Source organism: Nocardioides sp. 616 (assembly GCF_002930065.1).
Classification (GTDB): Bacteria; Actinomycetota; Actinomycetes; order Propionibacteriales; family Nocardioidaceae; genus Nocardioides; species Nocardioides houyundeii.
The window spans coordinates 1-17,307 of sequence record NZ_POAG01000010.1; the positions used below are offsets into that span (position 1 = coordinate 1).

Below are 17,307 nucleotides of genomic sequence, written 5' to 3' on the forward strand. Positions count from 1 at the left end.
CGTCGGCGTCGGCGTCGGAGTCGGAGTCGGAGTCGGAGTAGGCGTCGGCGTCGGCGTCGGCGTCGGCGTCGGCGTCGGGCTCGGGCTGGCTCTCGGACTCGGGCTACGCCAGCAGGTCGGGCCGGACGTCGGCGTCGGCGTCGGCGTCGGCTCCACGCTCGGCTCCACCGTCGGCTCCACGCTCGGCTCCACCGTCGGCTCCACGCTCGGCTCCACGCTCGGCTCCACCGTCGGCTCCACCGTCGGCTCCACCGTCGGCTCCACCGTCGGCCCCACCGTCGGCCCCACCGTCGGCCCCACCGTCGGCTCCACCGTCGGCTCCACCGTCGGCTCCACCGTCGGCTCCACCGTCGGCACTGGCAACGGTGACGGACCGACACAGTTCTCTATCGACTCGAGCACCAGCGTCTGCATGTCACCGTGGTCGGTGATGGCGATCGCGCCCCCACGCGCGTCGATTCCACGGAAGGAGTGCCGGTTCCCGCGCGGCGCGGCGGCCGACATAGGCAGGTTCTCCCACCCGTCGTACAGCACCGCTGTGACGGTCCCGCCGGACGTCCAGCTGGCCAGGTCGACCGAACCGATCTTGGCGTGGGCGTTGAAGTCCTCATCAGCGACGGTGAACCACAGGGTGGTCCCTTCCCGAACAATGCTGTGCACCTGCACGTCACGGCCGACGGGGATGTCCACCACCCCCCAGGCACCGGTGGCCTTGTCCAAGCGCAGGATCCGGTTGCCGCCGTACTCGTTGTAGTACACGGCGTCATGGTCCAAGGCGATCTGCCAAGCCAACGTGTCGAAGTGCTTCAGCGGGCTTCGAGGAGGCGCGTAAGTCGCGGTGAGCGTGTTCGTCGCAGGGTCATAGCGGCGCAGCGCGCGGTCCGCCCAGTTCGTGAACCACAGGGCGTCCAGTTCGGCGTCGTAGGCCAGGTGGGTGGCGCCGGGCGGAAGGTCGCTCGACCCGTGGTGGACACAGTTGGCAGCAGCGTCCCTCTCCTCCGCGGGGGTGCAGGCAAGCTCGTCGACGGCGATCTGGGCGGCCGCCCGCACCTCAGCATCAGTGGCTTCGTCGAGCCGCACGTCGCCCCCGAAGTCAAGGCGGTTCTGGCACCGGTCCCCCAGTCCGGAGGCCTTGACCCAGCCGATCGTCGAGTGCTTGACGCCAGGACGGGTGCGGTGGTCGCCCTCGCTCTCCGCGAACCAGATCCGGTCCCGCCGGGTGTCGTGCACCAGGCCGATGACCTGGTTGTCGTCCCCCGGCAACGGCACGGCGCAGGCCGTGAACGGGGACTTCGTCGAGTAGCGCACGAGCATCGAGTGGTTGCCGACCCCGCCGCTCTGCGTCCCACCCAAGGCGACCCAGACGCTGTCGGGGGTGGTCACGACGGACTCTCCCAGCTCGCTGCCCGAGCCCCGGGGATGTTGCCCCTTGAAAGACGAGCCGAACGGCCGGGTCCAGCCCAGGAGCTCGGCGCCCTCGTGGTACGTCGCAAGTGGAACGTCGAACCGCCGCACCTCCTCCTGGACGGAGCGCCCCACCCTCATGCTGAACTCGCCGAGGGTCCAGACCGCACCCTCGTCGTCGAAGGCGGTGTCGAGCGGGTGTCCGACGAAGTCGATGCCGTGGGAGAAGCGAGCCTGGGTGACAGTGAAGGCCTGCTCGTAGGACCGGGTGCTCCAACTGACCTCAGGATGGGTCGAGTCAGGCGGGGCTTCCGCGGCGGTGGCAGGCAGCCAGGCGGAAAGGGCCCCGGTCAGCAGGGACACGGCCGTGAGCCACGCAACCCTGCTCGGTCCCCGGCCCACAGGCGTCCTTCCGTCGAGTACGACGCGACGCCCGACGGCTTCGGGCCGCGTCGGGACCGGCCACGCATGGTGCGCCGAGCCCCGTCAATCCTCGATCGGTGGGATGCAAGGACATGCCCAAAATAGGTGATGACGGCTCCGTCCGGGGCGGAACCGTCATCTTGCTGCGCATTGTGGGGAGCGTCTCAGCCCCCCGCGACCGCAGGAATGACCGAGATCTGCGTGCCGTCGGGGGTGGGCGTCGCAAGGTTGTCCAGGAAGCGCACGTCGTCGTTGCCGACGTAGACGTTCACGAACCGGCGCAGCTTGCCGGCCTCGTCGAGGATGCGCCCCTTGATGCCGGGGAACTTCGCGTCCAGGTCGTCCAGCACGCCGGCCAGGTCCGCACCCTCGGCGCTGACCTCGGAGTCACCCCCGGTGTAGGTGCGCAGGATGGTGGGGATTCGGACGGAAACGCTCATCGGTTCACATTCTCCTCGGTCAGCCCGGTGGCGGCGAAGGCGGCGTACGTCGGGGGGATGGTCGCGGCAGGACCCACCCGGTCGGAGACCGCGTCCAGGGTCTTCAGGCCCATCCCGGTGTTGATCACCACGGTCTCCAGGGTGGGGTCCAGCTGGCCGGTCTCCACCAGCTTCTTCAGCACGCCGATCGTGGTGCCGCCGGCGGTCTCGGTGAAGATGCCCTCGGTGCGGGCCAGCAGCAGGATGCCGTCGCGCACGGCGTCGTCGTCGATGTCCTCCACCGCTCCCCCAGATCGCCGGCAGACGTCCAGCACGTAGATGCCGTCCGCGGGGTTGCCGATGGCCAGGCTCTTGGCGATGGTGTCCGGCTTCACCGGGCGGATGGCGTCGACGCCACCCTTGAAGGCCACGCTCACCGGCGAGCAGCCGGTGGCCTGGGCGCCGAAGACCTTGTAGGGCTTGTCCTCGACCAGGCCCAGCTTGACCAGCTCACGGAACGCCTTGTCGACCTTGGTCAGCTGGGAGCCCGAGGCCACCGGGATCACGATCTGGTCCGGCAGCCGCCAGCCGAGCTGCTCGGCGATCTCGTAGCCCAGCGTCTTGGACCCCTCGGCGTAGTAGGGGCGCACGTTGACGTTGACGAACGCCCACCCCTCCTCCTCACCGGCGATCTCGGAGGCGAGCTTGTTGACGTCGTCGTAGTTGCCGTCGACGGCCACCAGCGAGTCGGTGTAGACGGCGGAGTTGACCTGCTTGGCCCGCTCCAGGTTGCTCGGGATGAAGACCACGGTCTTCATCCCGGCCCGCGCTCCGGCCGCCGCCACGGCGTTGGCCAGGTTGCCCGTGGACGGGCAGGCGAAGACCTTGCTGCCGAACTCCCGGGCCGCGCTCAGGGCGCAGGCCACGACGCGGTCCTTGAACGAGTGCGTGGGGTTGGTCGAGTCGTCCTTGACCCACAGGTTGTCGATCCCGAGCTCGCGCCCCAGGTTGTGGGCCTTGAGGAGCCGGGTGAACCCGGGCTCCATGTTCGGGCTCTGCTCGATGTCGTCCGGCACCGGCAGCAGCGCCTTGTAGCGCCAGATGTTCGCCGGGCCGGCCTCGATCTGCTCCCGCGTCACGGCGGGGAAGTCGTAGGCGATCTCCAGCGGGCCGAAGCACTCCGGACAGGCGTAGTGCGGACCGAGCTCGATCTTGTGGCCACACTCCCGGCAGGAGAGCCCGGTCGCATGACCGAAGGCGCCCTCGCGCAGGATCGGGGTGGTGCTCGGGGTGGTGCTCGGGGCGGTGCTCGGGGTGTCGGACTCAGTGGTCGCGGCGCTCATGAAGGACCTCCTTCTCATCTGCCCCGCACGGACCTCGCGCGAGTCGGAATTAGCACCGTTTCCGCGACTGACGACTATGTCGCCAGGAGGCTCGCGGCGGTTGCCGGGACTTCGTCGGGCCGTTCCCTCAGTCCCTCTTGATGAGCTGGCACGAGCGTACGTGGCCGTCTCAGAATGTGCACACGCGTCCCACATGTTGGCGCTCAGGCGGGGAAAACGGGTCCTTGCCGTCTCGAAGCCGCGATGTCGTCCCTCAGCTGCCGCAGCAGGGCGAGCACGCCGTCGGGGCCGTCGACCACTAGGTCGGCGAGCTCGTTGAGGATGTCCGGCCCGTCACCGCCGTCGGAGCACACCACCATCGCCGGCATCCCCGCCGCGCGCAGGTCCCGGACCTGGTTGAAGGCCTCGATGTCGCCCAGGTCGTCGCCGGCGAAGAGGAACCCGCCGGCACCGAGGCGCTCCACCAGGCCGGCCACCGCAATCCCCTTGTGCATGCCCGGGGCCCTGACCTCGACGACCAGGCGGCCGGGCTCGACGGTCAGCCCGTGCCGACCCGCCACCTCCTGCACCACCGGCACGAGCCGCGCGAAGATCGTGGCCGGGTCGTCGAGGCGACGGGTGTGCAGCGCCACCGCGAGGCCCTTCTGCTCGACGTACGCCCCGACGGCGTCAGCCCGGCGCAACAGCCATGGCACCTCGCGCAGGAAGGCCGCCAGTCCCGCCGGCGGACGAGGGGAGACGACCCGCCGCTCGCGGGAGCTCCAGCGCTCGTTGCCGTACTGGCCGAGCACCACGAACTCCTTGCCCATGTCGGCGATCCGGGTGCCGATCTCGTCCAGGTCGCCCAGCGCGAGCGCCTGACGGGCGGGCCGGCCCGTGATCACGGCGATGCCGCCGACCAGCTCGGCGAGCTCGACCAGCAGCTCGGGCGCGTCAGGATGGATGTGCGCCTGTGTCGGGTCCTCGACGATCGGGGCCAGGGTGCCGTCGAAGTCGAGCCCGATCACCAGTTCTGGGGCGACGCGCACGAGCTCGGCGTACAGCGCCGCCACCTCCGGGGTGGGGAACTCCATGCCCCCACTCAACCAGACTCAGCCGGTCAGGATGACAGTGAGGCGGTCGAGCTTCATCGGTGAGACGGCCGGCTGCATCCGCTGGACGCCCAGGTCGAGGGCCAGGAGCTCGGCCTCGGCCTTGAGCCGCTCGGGGAAGTAGACGGTGGTCCCGGGGACGGTGCCGTACCAGTTGTCGGACCCGACGACCTGCCATCCGGCCCCGCTGACCTTCGCGGCGGTGCTGGCGGCGAGACCGCGGATCCCCGAGTTGTTGTAGACCTCGACGTAGACCTTGCCGCGCTCGATCACCGGCTCGGGCTCCACGGTCGGGGTGACCGCCGGCGCCTCGGGGGCCGGCGGCTCGGTCACGGTCGGGTCGACCGCCGGTTCCTCGGCCCGCGAGACCGTCTCCACGCGACGCTCCTCGGCGGGCCGGTCCTTGGTGGCCACGAAGGCGATGCCGGCCATCGCGATCGCGATGATGCTGAGCATGACCAGCGGGGACGGGAACGCGACCCCGCGCTCGTCACGGCGGCGGCTCATCTCAGACCTCGAAGCCGAGACGGCGGGCGGAGCGCTGGCGCTGGCGCTGCGAGCGCAGCCGTCGCAGCCGGCGTACCAGGAGCGGGTCGGCCTCGAGCGCCTCCTCGCGATCGATGAGCGCGTTGAGCACCTGGTAGTAGCGGGTCGAGCTCATGTCGAACTCGTCGCGGACGGCCTGCTCCTTGGCGCCGGCGTACTTCCACCAGTGGCGCTCGAACTCCAGGATCTTGCTGTCGCGCTCGCTCAGACCGCGGGCCGGCTCTTCCTCGTGACCGTGGAGGGCGTTCGCGGCGTCCATGTGCGTGTCTCCCCTGGATCTGCTGACGTGTCCGTGCCGTGCTCGCCCCACTGTAGGCGACGAACCACACCGATGTCATTCGCTTCGGCGAGTCGTGGCAGACCCGTGGCGAGAACATCCAACCGGGAGCCCGCGACACCGGTCATGCGCGTCCGCGAACCGGACGGGGTGCTGCCCACTAGGGTGTGGACGTGACCTCCACAGGCTCCGCCGATCTCGTCATCGTCGCCAACAGACTGCCCGTCGACCGGTTCGAGCAGCCCGACGGCACTCCGGGCTGGCGCCGCTCCCCCGGAGGGCTGGTCAGCGCCCTGGAGCCGGTGCTGCGGGCCAGTGACGGAGCCTGGATCGGGTGGCCGGGCGGCACCGAGGAGGACCTCGAGCCGTTCGAGGCCGACGGCATGGACCTGGTCCCGGTGCACCTGAGCGCCGACGAGGTCGAGGAGTTCTACGAGGGGTTCTCCAACGCCACCCTGTGGCCGCTCTACCACGACGTCGTGGCCAAGCCGGAGTTCCACCGCGAGTGGTGGGAGTCCTACGTCCGGGTCAACCAGCGGTTCGCGGAGAAGGCCGCGGCCGTCGCCGCCAAGGACGCCACCGTGTGGGTGCACGACTACCAGCTGCAGCTGGTGCCGCAGATGCTGCGCGACCTGCGGCCGGACCTGCGGATCGGCTTCTACCTGCACATCCCCTTCCCGCCCACCGAGCTCTTCCAGCAACTGCCGTGGCGCCGTCAGGTGCTCGAAGGGCTCCTCGGTGCCGACCTGATCGGCTTCCAGCTGGCCGGCGGGGCCCAGAACTTCATCCGCCTGGTGCGCCAGCGCGTGGGCCACAAGACGCACCGCGACCTGGTCTACCTGCCCGACGGCCGGACCGTGCGCGCGGCGGCGTTCCCGATCTCCATCGACGCCGCCGACTTCGAGAAGCTCGCCCGCTCCGAGGGGGTGGAGCAGCGCGCCAAGGAGATCCGCGAGGCGCTGGGCAACCCCAAGAAGGTGTTCCTCGGCATCGACCGCCTCGACTACACCAAGGGCATCTACGCCCGGCTGCGGGCCTACAGCGAGCTGCTCGCCGACGGGCACTTCGACGTCGAGGACGCGGTCTTCGTCCAGGTCGCGACCCCGTCGCGGGAGCGCGTGGAGCAGTACCGCATCCTGCGCGACGAGATCGACCGCCTGGTGGGCCGGATCAACGGCGACCTCGGCAAGATCGGCAGCCCGGCGATCTCCTACATGCACTCCTCCTTCCCGCGCGAGGAGATGGCCGCCCTCTACCGGGCCGCCGACATCATGGTCGTCACCCCGTTCCGGGACGGCATGAACCTGGTCGCCAAGGAGTACATCGCCTGCCGCTTCGACGGCCAGGGCGCGCTGGTGCTCTCCGAGTTCGCCGGCGCCGCCAACGAGCTGCGCCAGGCGTGGCTGATCAACCCCTACGACATCAACGGCATGAAGGCCGCCCTCCTCGACGCCTACAACGCCTCCCCCCGGGAGCTCGGGCGACGGATGAAGGCGATGCGCAAGACGGTGGTCGAGCACGACGTGAAGGCCTGGGCGGACGCCTTCCTCGAGGAGCTCTCCTCGGTGCGCCGCGACCACGGCAAGACGGTGCGGCCGGTCTCCCAGAGCTGAGCGCCGCGAGCCGAGCTCAGGCGAAGGTGGTGGCGTGCGGGGCCGCCATCACCGCCAGCAGGTCCTCCTTCAGCGGACCCGAGAGCTCGCCCCAGCCGGGGCGGTAGCCGTAGACGTCGCCCAGCGAGACGGCGCTGCGCTGGCCGTCGAGGATGTCGATGTCGGCGACCGAGATGAACGCCGGGTGCGGCAGCCCGACCGCCTCGGAGACCTTGATCAGGTCGCGCCGCAACGAGACGACGTAGTTGGCCAGGCGCTGCTGCTTCAGCCCCACGTCCAGCCCGCGGGTGTAGCGCGGGTTCTGGGTGGCCACCCCCACCGGGCAGTGGTCGGTGTGGCACTTCTGGGCCTGGATGCAGCCGACCGCCATCATCGCCTCGCGGCCCACGTTGACCATGTCGGCACCCAGGGCGAAGGCCACCAGCGCGTTCTCGGCCAGCCCCAGCTTTCCCGCGCCGATGAAGGTCACCTCGTCGGTCAGCCCAGCCTCCGCGAAGCGCCGGTAGACCTGGCTGAACCCGACCCGGAACGGGTAGGCGACCGAGTCGGCGAAGATCATCGGCGCCGCTCCGGTGCCGCCCTCGCCGCCGTCGATGTTGACGAAGTCCACCCCCCGGGTGCGGTCGGACATCTCCTCCACCAGCTCGTCCCAGAACTCCATGTTGCCCACGGCCGACTTGATGCCCACCGGCAACCCGGTCTCGGTCGCGACGAGCTCGACGAAGTCCAGCAGGGAGTCGACGTCGCCGAAGGCGGTGTGCCGACTCGGGGAGGCGCAGTCCTCGCCCTCCGCGATGCCACGGATCGCCGCGATCTCGGTACTGACCTTCTCCCCCGGGAGCATCCCGCCCAGTCCGGGCTTGGCGCCTTGGGAGAGCTTGACCTCGATCGCCCGGACCGGCGCCGACTGCACCAGGTCCTTGAGGCGGCCGAGGTCGAAGCCGCCGTGCTCGTCGCGGCAGCCGAAGTACGCCGTACCGATCTGGAAGACCAGCTCACCGCCCGCCCGGTGGTACGGCGACAGCCCGCCCTCGCCGGTGTTCTGCAGGCAGCCCGCGCTGTCCGCGCCGCGGTTCAGCGCCTCGATCGCCGCGCCGGACAGGGCACCGAAGCTCATCCCGGAGACGTTGACCACCGAGCGGGGCCGGAAGGCGTGAGTGCGTCCGCGAGGTCCGCCCAGCACCTTGGCCGAGGGCACCGAGACCCCCTCCTCGCCGTGCGGAGCGGTCACCGCGCCGGAGCCCATGAAGGTGCGGTGCTTGATGATCGGGTAGCCCGAGACCTGCTCGACGTCGTTGTCGGTGCCGAAGCCGAAGTAGTTGTTCTCCAGCTTGGAGCTGGCATAGATCCACCGGCGCTGGTCCCGGCTGAACGGGCGCTCCTCGTCGTTGCTGGTCACGATGTACTGCCGCAGCTCGGGCCCGACCGTCTCCGCCCAGTAGCGGAAGTGACCGACCACCGGGAAGTTGCGCAGGATGGCGTGCTTCTTCTGCGTCAGGTCGTAGGCGACCACCCCGCCCAGCGCCGTAGCCGCCACGCCTGCTGCTCCACGCCAGCTCATCTGCTCATCCACTTCATGGTTCGTGTCTAGTCGCAGCGCCCAAGGCTTGTCGAGTCGACCCCGTCCCGCACCCGTCTGCGGGCTAGATTCGGGGCCATGGATCTGATCCCCAAGCCCGGTCAGGTCGTCTCCGCGGCCGGCAACGTGGCCAGCATGATGCTCTACGGCGGCCTGGCGGATCTGAGGCCCACGCCCCGCACCCTGATCGACGAGGGCGAGCTTCGCGAGCTCTACCACTACCGTCCCGAGGCCGGCAGGCCCGAGCACGGCGACCCGGTGCTGCTGGTGACCCCGCTGGCAGCTCCGGCGATCTGCTACGACCTGCGCCGTGGGTGCTCGCTGGTGGAGCACCTGGTGGCGGGCGGGCGGCCGACGTACCTGGTGGAGTACGGACCGGTCTCCTTCCGCGACCGCAACCTGGGCATGGAGCACTGGGTCGAGGAGGTGCTGCCGAGCGCCGTCGAGGAGGTCTCCCGGCACGCGGGCGGGCGCCCGGTGCACGTGGTCGGCTGGAGCCTCGGCGGCATCTTCGCCCTGCTCGCCGCCGCCGACCGGCCGGGACTCCCGGTCGCCTCGCTCACGGTGCTGGGGACGCCGTTCGACGTGCGCGAGGTGCCCCTGGTGGCCCCGGTGCGCCCGTTGCTCAACCTCACCGCGGCCGGGGGTCCGGTCAACCGGCTCTACCAGGCCCTGGGCGGCGCGCCGCAGCCCCTGGTGCGCTGGGCCTTCGAGCTCACCAGCGTCCAGAAGATCCTCACCCGCCCCCTGGTGACCGTGCAGCACCTCGACGACGCCGACTACCTCGCTCAGCTCGAGGCGGTGGACCGGTTCGTCGCCAACATGGCGGCCTACCCGGGCCGCACGTTCGGACAGCTCTACCACCGCTTCATCCGGGCCAACGGCTTCGCCAAGGGCGAGTTCGAGCTCGGCGACCGGACCATCCGGGTCGCCGACATCAGCGCCCCGGTCCTGCTCTTCGGTGGGCTCACGGACGGGATCGCCCCCATCGCCTCGATCCGCGCCGGGATCCCGCTGCTGACCGGCGCCAAGGAGGTCCGCTTCGAGATGGTGCCCGGTGGGCACCTGGGGATGCTGACCGGTCGCCGGGCACGCGACACCACCTGGCGGGTGCTGGACGAGTGGCTCGACCAGTGGTCCGGCCGCAGCCCGGCCAAGAAGACGGGCAAGAAGACGGGGCCGCCCATCGGGGCGAACCCCACGCGTCGCCACGGCTCGGGAGGGTCGCGAGCACTCGCCCGCTGAGCCGCTCCGGCTCAGGTCACCTCGTGGGTGGTGACCACCCCGTGGGTGGCCGCCCACTGGCCCAGGTCCCGCTTCTCGATGGCCGCGGCCATCAGGTCCGGGAACAGGTCGGGGGTGCAGGCGAAGGACGGGACCCCGATCTCGGCCAGGGCGGCAGCGTGTCGGGCGTCGAACGAGGGGGCACCGGAGTCGCTCAGCGCGAGCAGCGCGATCATCACTGCTCCAGAGTCGACGACCTGGCGGGCGCGGCGGACCATCTCCTCGGCGATCCCGCCCTCGTACAGGTCGCTGATCAGGACCAGGACGGTGTCGCTCGGGCGAGCGATCTGCTGCTGGCAGTAGGCCAGTGCCCGGTTGATGTCGGTTCCGCCGCCCAGTTGCACCCCGAAGAGCACGTCGACGGGGTCGTCCATCTCGTCGGTCAGGTCGACTACCTCGGTGTCGAAGACGACCATCCGGGTGTGCACCGAACGCAACGACGCCAGCACCGCACCGAAGACGCTGCTGTAGACGATCGACTCCGCCATCGAGCCCGACTGGTCGACGCAGAGGATGATCTCGCGCTCCACCTGGCTGCTCCGACGGGCGTGGCCGACCAGTCGCTCCGGGATCACGGTGCGGTGCTCGGGCTGGTAGTGACGCAGGTTGGCGGCGATGGTGCGGCCCCAGTCGATGTCACGGAACTTGGGGCGCCGGGTCCGCGAGGACCGGTCCAGCGCCCCGGTCACCGCCTGCACTGTCCTGGACCGCAGCCGCTCCTCCAGCTCGTCGGTCACCTGGCGCACCACGGCTCGCGCTGTCTCGCGGGAGTGCTCGGGGATCACCCGGCCGAGTCCGATCAGGGTGGAGACCAGGTGGATGTCGGGCTGGACCGCGCGCATCATCTCCGGCTCCAGGAGCAGCTGGGCCAGGCCGAGCCGCTTCATGGCGTCGGCCTGCATCACCTGCACCACCGAGGACGGGAAGTAGCCGCGGATGTCGCCCAGCCACCGGGCCACCCGGGGCGCGGACCGGCCCAGACCGGCCGACCGCTCCCCGGCCTGGTCGCCGTACAGCGCAGCCAACGCCTCGTCGCGCCGGGCGTCGTCGGCCGACAGCGAGACCCGCTGGCCGCCCGGGCCACTCAGCCCGTCGCCCTCGTCGCCGCCGAGCACCAGGCGCCACCGCTCCAGGCGGTCACGCCCCGCCCTCATGTGCGAACCCCCCAGCCGAGCAGGCGGGCCACGGTGAGCAGCGCGGGGGTGGCCTGCTCGAGGTCGATCCCGAGATCGGTCGTCACCTCAGGGCTTCCGGTGCCGTCCAGGCGCGACACCCGGCCTCCGATGGTGCGTCGCTCCGGAGCGGAGAAGGCGGAGAAGGTACGCCGCAGCAACGGGAGCAGGTCCTCGAAGACCTCCTCCTCCACGCCCGACACCCAGGCGTCGACCAGCCCCAGCAGGTCGAGGTCGTGCACGAGCAGCACCGCGTCGCCGGCCAGGAAGCCGTCCAGCCAGGCCGCTCCCTGGACCGCCGGGGCGGCGAGCGAGAGCCGCCGGCTCATCCGCCGGGCGGCCTCCTCGGCGTCCAGCTGACCGGCGTCCAGAAGCAGGCGGGTGGCACGGCCCGCGACGGAGCCGTGCACGGAGTCGACGTCGCTGATGCTCTCCAGGCCCTGCCGCCACGCTTGGTCGAGCTCCTCGTTCTGGAGCAGCGCCAGGCCCCGGTGCGCGGAGTCGATCCGGGCTCGCAGCAGCGATGCGGCGTCGTCGTCGAGGGCCGCGCACGCCATCGCGAGTCCGAGGCAGGCGCGGAGCACGGTGGCGCTGAGGATGCCGCGCACCTGGGTGACGTCGGCCCCACGCACGTCGCCGTAGCGACACGTCCGGGCCAGCGGCTCCACGGTGACCAGCAGCGCGGGCACGTCGTGCTGCACCGCCGCCCGGTCGGCGAGCACGGCCAGCACCGCACGCACCCCGTCGGGGAGGTCGGCCAGCAGGCAGGCCCCCACCAGGTCGCTGAGCTCGGCCAGGTCGTCGGAGGCGGCTGCCCGTTCGGCCACCCGGGAGACCGCGGCGGCCTCGACGGTGGTGCCGTGGATGCTGGCCTCCACCACGTCGACGGCGATCTCCGGTCGCCACTCCAGCTGCCAGGCCTCCTTGAAGGTGCCGGTGGTCCGCCCCGTGTCCGCGGGCGTCGCCCAGCCGATGCCGAGGACGGCCAGACGGTGCAGGAAGACCGACCGGGCCAGGTGCGGAGCCTTGCGCAGGTCGAGCTCCACCGTGGTGAGCGCCGCCCCTGGCTTGAGGCGGAGGCTCCGCTGCTGGCGGGCGAGGTCGGCGGCCAGCGGCACGGTCGGGGCCGAGTCCGGCACCCGTCCCAGCTCCTCCCCCACCACCAGCGTCCGGTGCACCAGGTCCAGGGGCAGGCGCGACCCGTCGCAGAGCACGGTCTGCGCAGCGTCGTCGAGCTCGCTCAGCCCGACGGAGGGTCGACCACGCACCGCTGCCAGTGCGGTGGCGAGCCGGACGCTCTCCACCACCGAGGCGGTCGAGGCATCCAGCTGCTCGCCCCGCAGCGCGCGGGCCACCCGGACCAGCCAGGTGGTGGCCACGTCAGCACGGGCGAGGTCCGGGCGGGACCAGTGGGCGAACAGGTGGGCGTACCAACCGGGTGCGTCGACCCCGGCGCCGTACCCGGAGTCGTAGGAGAGCCGGGCGGAGGTCCACGGCGTCCAGGTCGCCGCGACCTTGACCTTGGGCAGGTTGCGGAGCAGGTCGTTGTCGCGGCTCACCGGCGGGAAGGTCCCGGGCACCAGCGCCGGTGCGTGCCAGGCGCCGCAGACCACCGCGATCCGCTGCTGCGGGTCCAGGGCCTTGAGCTCGGCCCGCAGGATCTTGCGCATGTAGGCCTCGCGTCGGGCGTTCTCCAGCACGTCGGGGTCGTCGGCGGGTCGCTCGTCGAGGACCCGCACCTCGGCCATCGCCTCGCGCACCGCGTCGAAGCGCTCGGGTGCCGTCTCGTGCCGCTGCTCGACCGCGTCCTCCCACCAGCGCTCGGCGTCGTCGTACCCCGCGGCCGCCGCGAGCGTCGCCAGCGGGTCGGGCCGAGGCGCCCGCTCGGTCACCTCCTCGTCCTCGTCCTGCTGGGCCGCGAGGCCGAACTGGTGGCTGGCGGGCAGGTCCAGGAACCGCACCGGGATGCCCCGGTCCAGCGCCCAGCGGGCGGCGACCCACTCCGGGGAGAACTCGGCCAGCGGGTAGAACATCGCCTGCTTCGGGGTCTCCGCGGCGTAGACGAGGCCGGCGACGGGCGGCACCATGGCGGCGTCGCCGAGCAGCTCCACCACGCCGTCCAGCTCCGGGCAGCCCTCGATCAGCACCAGGTCCGGGGTCAGCTCCTCGAGGGCCTGCGCGACGGAGCGCGCGGAACCGGGCCCGTGGTGGCGGACCCCCAGGACGTCGACGGACGCCGTGGCCACGGCGCTCAGCCCAGCTCGCGGCAGGCCCGATAGAGGTCCTGCCACTCGCGGCGGTTGCGGACCACTGTCTCCAGGTACTCCTGCCAGACCAGCCGGTCCTGGACCGGGTCCTTGACCACGGCACCGATCAGCCCGGCGGCGACGTCCCCGGCGCGCACCACGCCGTCGCCGAAGTGGGCCGCCAGCGACAGTCCGTTGGTCATCACCGAGATGGCCTCGGCGGTCGACAGGGTCGCGGAGGGCGACTTGATGGTGGTGCGCTGGTCCTCCGTGACCCCGCCGCGCAGCTCGCGCATCACGGTCACCACCCGGCGGATCTCCGAGAGCGACTCCAGGTCGGCCGGGAGCTGCAGAGAGCTGCCGAGTGCGGTCACCCGGCTGCGAACGATCTCGATCTCCTGCTCGAGGGTGTCCGGCAGCGGGAGCACCACGGTGTTGAAGCGTCGGCGCAGCGCCGACGAGAGGTCGTTGACGCCCTTGTCCCGGTTGTTGGCGGTGGCGATGACGTTGAACCCCTGGGTGGCTTGCACCTCCTCGTCGAGCTCGGGGATCGGCAACGACTTCTCCGACAGGATGCTGATCAGGGAGTCCTGCACGTCGGCGGGGATGCGGGTCAGCTCCTCGATCCGCACCAGACGGCCGCTCTCCATCGCCCGCATCACCGGACCGGGCACCAGCGCCGCCCGGGTCGGCCCCTCGGCCAGCAGCCGGGCGTAGTTCCAGCCGTAGCGCAGCGACTCCTCGGGCGTTCCCGCCGTGCCCTGCACGACCAGGCCGGAGGTCCCGCTGATCGCTGCCGCGAGGTGCTCGCCGAGCCAGGTCTTCGCGGTGCCGGGCACGCCCAGGAGCAGCAGCGCCCGATCGGTGGCCAGCGAGGAGATGGCGATCTCCACCAGCCGGCGACTCCCCAGGTACTTCGGGGTGATGCTGCGGCCGTCGGGCAGGTCGCCGCCCAGCACGTAGGTCGAGACCGCCCACGGGGAGAGCTGCCACGACGGCGGGCGCGGGCGGTCGTCGACCTCCGCGAGCGCGGCCAGCTCGTCGGCGTAGGCCTGCTCGGCGTGCTCCCGGAGCACCCGGGGCTGGTCTGAGGTGGCGGTCATGAGAAGGCCTCCGTGATCGAGGAGTGGAAGGAACCGAACTGGAGGACGTCGGTGAGGGCCCGTCGACAGAGACGGTCCTCGGGCTTGAGCCGGTCGAGGCAGCGCTGCACCACCGGCGCCAGCTCGACCGGCAGGGCCGCCGACAGTGTCCCCTGGCCGAGGGAGTGCACCACCAGCTCGCCGTGCTTGCCCGGCAGAAGGTCGAGCACCGCCCGGGCGACCTCGAGGCCCCACGGGGTGGGCAGGGCAGCCAGCTCGGGAAGCACGCCGGGGGCCGGCCCCTCCTTGCGCAGGCGGGACACCACGCGTGCCTCGCGCTCGGCGGCCGGCAGCAGCTGGACCAGGTCGGGCTCCGTCGCCCCGCCTGCCAGCAGCGCCGCCGCCCACACCGGGTCGCGCCGCAGCACCGCCGTCTCGGCCAGCGCCCGGCGTACGTCGTCGTCTGCGACCATCGCGGCGGCGCCCGCCGCGTCGCGACCGCTCACCAGGGTCCACAGATCCAGGGGCGCGCCCCGGACCAGGCTCCTGAGCCAGGCCCGTCGGTCGGGCTCGGCGCCGCCGCGGGGCAGCGCGAGTCCGTCGCGGACGCCCGCCCCGTCCGGGTCGCCGGGGACGTCGACCTCGAGGCTCTTGCGCAGCATTCCGGTCACCCGCACCAGGCCGGCGAGCCGTCCGGCCATCCGGGCGGCACGGGCGCTTGCCGGCAGCCGGTCCAGCAGAGCGGCTGCCTGCTGTCGCACCGAGGCGGCACGGTCGTCGAGCGCCGACTCCAGCAGCGCCTCGTCGTCCGGACCGAGACCGACGTGCAGCGACTCCAGGTGCGCCCGACGCTCTTTGGCCCCCAGCGTTCCCCAGTGCGCCTCGAGCACCTCGCGGGCCTGGCCGGGGTCGACCCGCCGGACGCGGGTCAGCATCTCGGTGGCGGCGACGGTGGGGAGGCTGGGCCACTCCTCGGCCCACTGCTGGGGTGGCGGCTCGACGCCGGCCGTCCGCGCCCCGTCCTGGAGGAGGTCGCGCCAGTCCGGGTTGAGCGCAGCCAGCCAGGCGCCCCGGGCGCCCACCGCCGCGGGCAGCGCCTGGGCCACGGCGGGTCGCGTGGTCGCCAGCAGGAACAGGTCGGGCAGCAGCCGGGGCCCCACCAGGAGGCCGGTGGCCGCGGCGGCCTGCAACCAGGTCACGACCAACCGGTCGCGCTGCGGCTTGCCCAGGGGTGGCTGGCGCAGCAGCAGCTCGAGCAGCTGCATGGCTCGCGCCGGCGCCGTCGGCTGCGTCTCCGCCGCCGGCGGCGCGGGCGTGGCCGGGCCGTCCTGCGGCAGCCGCCCGGCGCGGCGGAGCACGTCTGCGAGTGCGGCCAGCTCAAGCAGTCGAACATCGCGGCCCGCCTCCCCGGGTGTGGGTCCGGGAAGAGCGGGAACGAGCGGGGGCTCGCGGCGCGCGGTCCCGAGGAGGGCAGCTGACTGGAGCTCGGAGAGCCAGGTGGAGGTGGTCACAGGGCGGTGACCTGTCCGTCGCCCACCGCGGTCAGGGGCCGGAAGCGTCCGTCCTCCAGCTCGCCGAAGAGCTCCAGGGGGGCCCCGCCGCTGAGCGCGAGCAGCAGCCACACCGGGGCGTCCTCCACCAGCGGCAGCACGTGTCCCGCATCGTCGCGCAGGTACGCCGGTCGGCCGGCGTCCGCGGGGGCGACGGTGACGTCGCCGAGCAGCACCGGGTGCCGGTCGCGCCACGGCACCGTCGCGATGGTGGCTGCCGCCGCCGCGAGGGCGTCCGCGACCGAGGACCGTCCGGGCAGGGAGTCGAGCACCCGCGAGGAGGTGGGGTCACCCGCGAAGACCGCCCGTCGGGGCGGGTGCCCCGGATAGCGGGCGACGGCCACGTCGAGGAGCGCACCACTCAGCTGCGGCACGGCCACCACCTCGCCGTACCCGGCGAAGTCGAGCACCTGGACGACCTCGCCGTCCGGTCCCCGCAGCCAGGTCCGTTGCTGCTGGACCTTGCCCTCGTCGCTGCGGTGCGCACCCAGCACCAGCCACGGCCCGGGTCGTGGTGGCCCCGCCCGCACCTCGGCCGCGGCCTGCGCCCAGCCCAGCACCACGCGGAGCTCGGCCGTCTCGTCCTCGGACAGGTTGTCGCGGTCCTGCCAGGCGCACGTGATCGTCCACCAGCGGCCGAGCACGTCGAGCAGGTGCTCGGCCCAGTCCTCGCGGGCGTGCACCTGGGAGCCCATGGTCCGCACCTGCTCGGCCAGCCCGGGCAGCTGGCTGTCCACGAGCCGTGCGGCCGTGCCGTCCCACCAGGCGTAGGGCTGCGAGCGAGCCGCGGCCAGGCCGGAGCGTGCCACGTCGCCGAGCCAGCGTCGGAAGTCGTCGATGCCCGCACTCATCAGCGCCAGGCGCTGCTCGAGGCGCTTGGCGGCCGCCGCCGGATCGGCCGGCGCGCGATCCGGTGCCTCCTGGGTCCGCTCGGCCTTCTCCGCGCGGCGACCGGCCCACTCCTGGGCGAAGTCGGCCACCTGCCCGCTCTCGTCGAGCGCTCCCCGCGACCACAGCATCAGCAGCGCCAGACCGTGCTTGCAGGGAAACTTCCGGCTGGGGCAGGAGCAGCGGTACGCCGGACCGGTCAGGTCGACGCTGACCTGGTAGGCGCTCTTGCCGCTGCCCTGGCACTTGCCCCACACCAGGACGTCGTTGCATCCGGTGTCGCGCCACGGGGCGGGAGTGGCGAGCCGGGCGGCAGCGCTGAGGGACGCCGCGTCCGGCGCGACGTCCCTGACCTGCTTCTCGCTCCAACGGCTCATGTCGAGCCACATC

Annotated in this window: 14 protein-coding genes and 1 riboswitch; of the genes, 2 read left to right on the forward strand and 12 right to left on the reverse strand. The window is 72.1% G+C overall.

The features are described 5' to 3' along the window. The 6 genes from C5H89_RS18785 to C5H89_RS01965 form a co-directional block, all read right to left on the reverse strand. On the reverse strand, positions 1–1,767 hold a 1,767-nt coding region (locus tag C5H89_RS18785), incomplete at its 3' end, for a PT domain-containing protein (RefSeq protein ID WP_205304813.1). Positions 1,768–1,991: 224 nt separating this feature from the next. After that, a complete protein-coding gene (locus tag C5H89_RS01945) occupies positions 1,992–2,267 on the reverse strand; it encodes a MoaD/ThiS family protein (protein ID WP_104105428.1) in 276 nt (91 codons plus the stop codon). After that, positions 2,264–3,589, reverse strand: a complete 1,326-nt coding sequence (gene thrC / locus C5H89_RS01950; RefSeq protein WP_205304814.1) for a threonine synthase — start codon at positions 3,587–3,589, stop codon at positions 2,264–2,266. The genes C5H89_RS01945 and thrC overlap by 4 nt, the downstream gene beginning before the upstream one ends. A gap of 11 nt (positions 3,590–3,600) precedes the next feature. After that, positions 3,601–3,736, reverse strand: a riboswitch (SAM riboswitch). Positions 3,737–3,792: 56 nt separating this feature from the next. After that, entirely contained in the window at positions 3,793–4,662 is an 870-nt protein-coding gene (gene otsB / locus C5H89_RS01955; protein WP_104105430.1) for a trehalose-phosphatase, read from the reverse strand. 18 nt (positions 4,663–4,680) lie between these two features. Next, complete coding sequence (locus C5H89_RS01960; protein ID WP_104105431.1) at positions 4,681–5,187, reverse strand: LytR C-terminal domain-containing protein; 507 nt, start codon at positions 5,185–5,187, stop codon at positions 4,681–4,683. A 1-nt stretch (position 5,188) separates the two neighbouring features. After that, positions 5,189–5,485: a DUF3263 domain-containing protein gene (locus C5H89_RS01965; protein WP_104105432.1), complete on the reverse strand. Its 297-nt coding sequence runs from the start codon at positions 5,483–5,485 to the stop codon at positions 5,189–5,191. Between the two features lie 191 nt (positions 5,486–5,676). Here C5H89_RS01965 and C5H89_RS01970 point away from each other — a divergent pair, with 191 nt between their 5' ends. Next, entirely contained in the window at positions 5,677–7,116 is a 1,440-nt protein-coding gene (locus tag C5H89_RS01970; RefSeq protein WP_104105719.1) for a trehalose-6-phosphate synthase, read from the forward strand. Positions 7,117–7,132: 16 nt separating this feature from the next. Here the strand turns inward: C5H89_RS01970 and C5H89_RS01975 are convergent, their stop codons facing one another. Next, positions 7,133–8,677, reverse strand: coding sequence for an FMN-binding glutamate synthase family protein (locus C5H89_RS01975; protein ID WP_104105433.1), 1,545 nt, complete (start codon positions 8,675–8,677; stop codon positions 7,133–7,135). Positions 8,678–8,773: 96 nt separating this feature from the next. Here C5H89_RS01975 and C5H89_RS01980 point away from each other — a divergent pair, with 96 nt between their 5' ends. Beyond that, positions 8,774–9,940: an alpha/beta fold hydrolase gene (locus C5H89_RS01980; RefSeq protein ID WP_104105434.1), complete on the forward strand. Its 1,167-nt coding sequence runs from the start codon at positions 8,774–8,776 to the stop codon at positions 9,938–9,940. Between the two features lie 11 nt (positions 9,941–9,951). Here the strand turns inward: C5H89_RS01980 and C5H89_RS01985 are convergent, their stop codons facing one another. Genes C5H89_RS01985 through C5H89_RS02005 form a run of 5 tightly spaced genes read right to left on the reverse strand, consistent with a single transcriptional unit; the run spans position 9,952 to position 17,294 of the window. Continuing rightward, positions 9,952–11,133, reverse strand: a complete 1,182-nt coding sequence (locus C5H89_RS01985; RefSeq protein WP_104105435.1) for a VWA domain-containing protein — start codon at positions 11,131–11,133, stop codon at positions 9,952–9,954. Continuing rightward, positions 11,130–13,397, reverse strand: coding sequence for a DUF5682 family protein (locus tag C5H89_RS01990; RefSeq protein WP_104105436.1), 2,268 nt, complete (start codon positions 13,395–13,397; stop codon positions 11,130–11,132). Before C5H89_RS01990 ends, C5H89_RS01985 begins: the two co-directional genes overlap by 4 nt. 5 nt (positions 13,398–13,402) lie before the next feature. Next, on the reverse strand, positions 13,403–14,500 hold the full coding sequence (locus C5H89_RS01995) for an AAA family ATPase (protein ID WP_104105437.1): 1,098 nt from the start codon (positions 14,498–14,500) through the stop codon (positions 13,403–13,405). After that, positions 14,497–15,990 (reverse strand): DUF5691 domain-containing protein, encoded by a 1,494-nt coding sequence (locus tag C5H89_RS02000; RefSeq protein WP_162799168.1) that lies wholly within the window; start codon positions 15,988–15,990, stop codon positions 14,497–14,499. The genes C5H89_RS01995 and C5H89_RS02000 overlap by 4 nt, the downstream gene beginning before the upstream one ends. Further along, the gene (locus C5H89_RS02005; protein ID WP_104105720.1) at positions 15,987–17,294 is read right to left on the reverse strand and encodes an SWIM zinc finger family protein; all 1,308 of its coding nucleotides are present in this window, start codon (positions 17,292–17,294) and stop codon (positions 15,987–15,989) included. Before C5H89_RS02005 ends, C5H89_RS02000 begins: the two co-directional genes overlap by 4 nt. Positions 17,295–17,307 lie beyond the last annotated feature (13 nt).

Bases quoted from the DNA above. Each gene is read 5' to 3' on its own strand.
- C5H89_RS01945 (WP_104105428.1), bottom strand. From the start codon at position 2,267: ATGAGCGTTTCCGTCCGAATCCCCACCATCCTGCGCACCTACACCGGG.
- thrC (WP_205304814.1), bottom strand. From the start codon at position 3,589: ATGAGCGCCGCGACCACTGAGTCCGACACCCCGAGCACCGCCCCGAGC.
- otsB (WP_104105430.1), bottom strand. From the start codon at position 4,662: ATGGAGTTCCCCACCCCGGAGGTGGCGGCGCTGTACGCCGAGCTCGTG.
- C5H89_RS01960 (WP_104105431.1), bottom strand. From the start codon at position 5,187: ATGAGCCGCCGCCGTGACGAGCGCGGGGTCGCGTTCCCGTCCCCGCTG.
- C5H89_RS01965 (WP_104105432.1), bottom strand. From the start codon at position 5,485: ATGGACGCCGCGAACGCCCTCCACGGTCACGAGGAAGAGCCGGCCCGC.
- C5H89_RS01975 (WP_104105433.1), bottom strand. From the start codon at position 8,677: ATGAGCTGGCGTGGAGCAGCAGGCGTGGCGGCTACGGCGCTGGGCGGG.
- C5H89_RS01980 (WP_104105434.1), top strand. From the start codon at position 8,774: ATGGATCTGATCCCCAAGCCCGGTCAGGTCGTCTCCGCGGCCGGCAAC.
- C5H89_RS01985 (WP_104105435.1), bottom strand. From the start codon at position 11,133: ATGAGGGCGGGGCGTGACCGCCTGGAGCGGTGGCGCCTGGTGCTCGGC.
- C5H89_RS01995 (WP_104105437.1), bottom strand. From the start codon at position 14,500: ATGACCGCCACCTCAGACCAGCCCCGGGTGCTCCGGGAGCACGCCGAG.
- C5H89_RS02005 (WP_104105720.1), bottom strand. From the start codon at position 17,294: ATGAGCCGTTGGAGCGAGAAGCAGGTCAGGGACGTCGCGCCGGACGCG.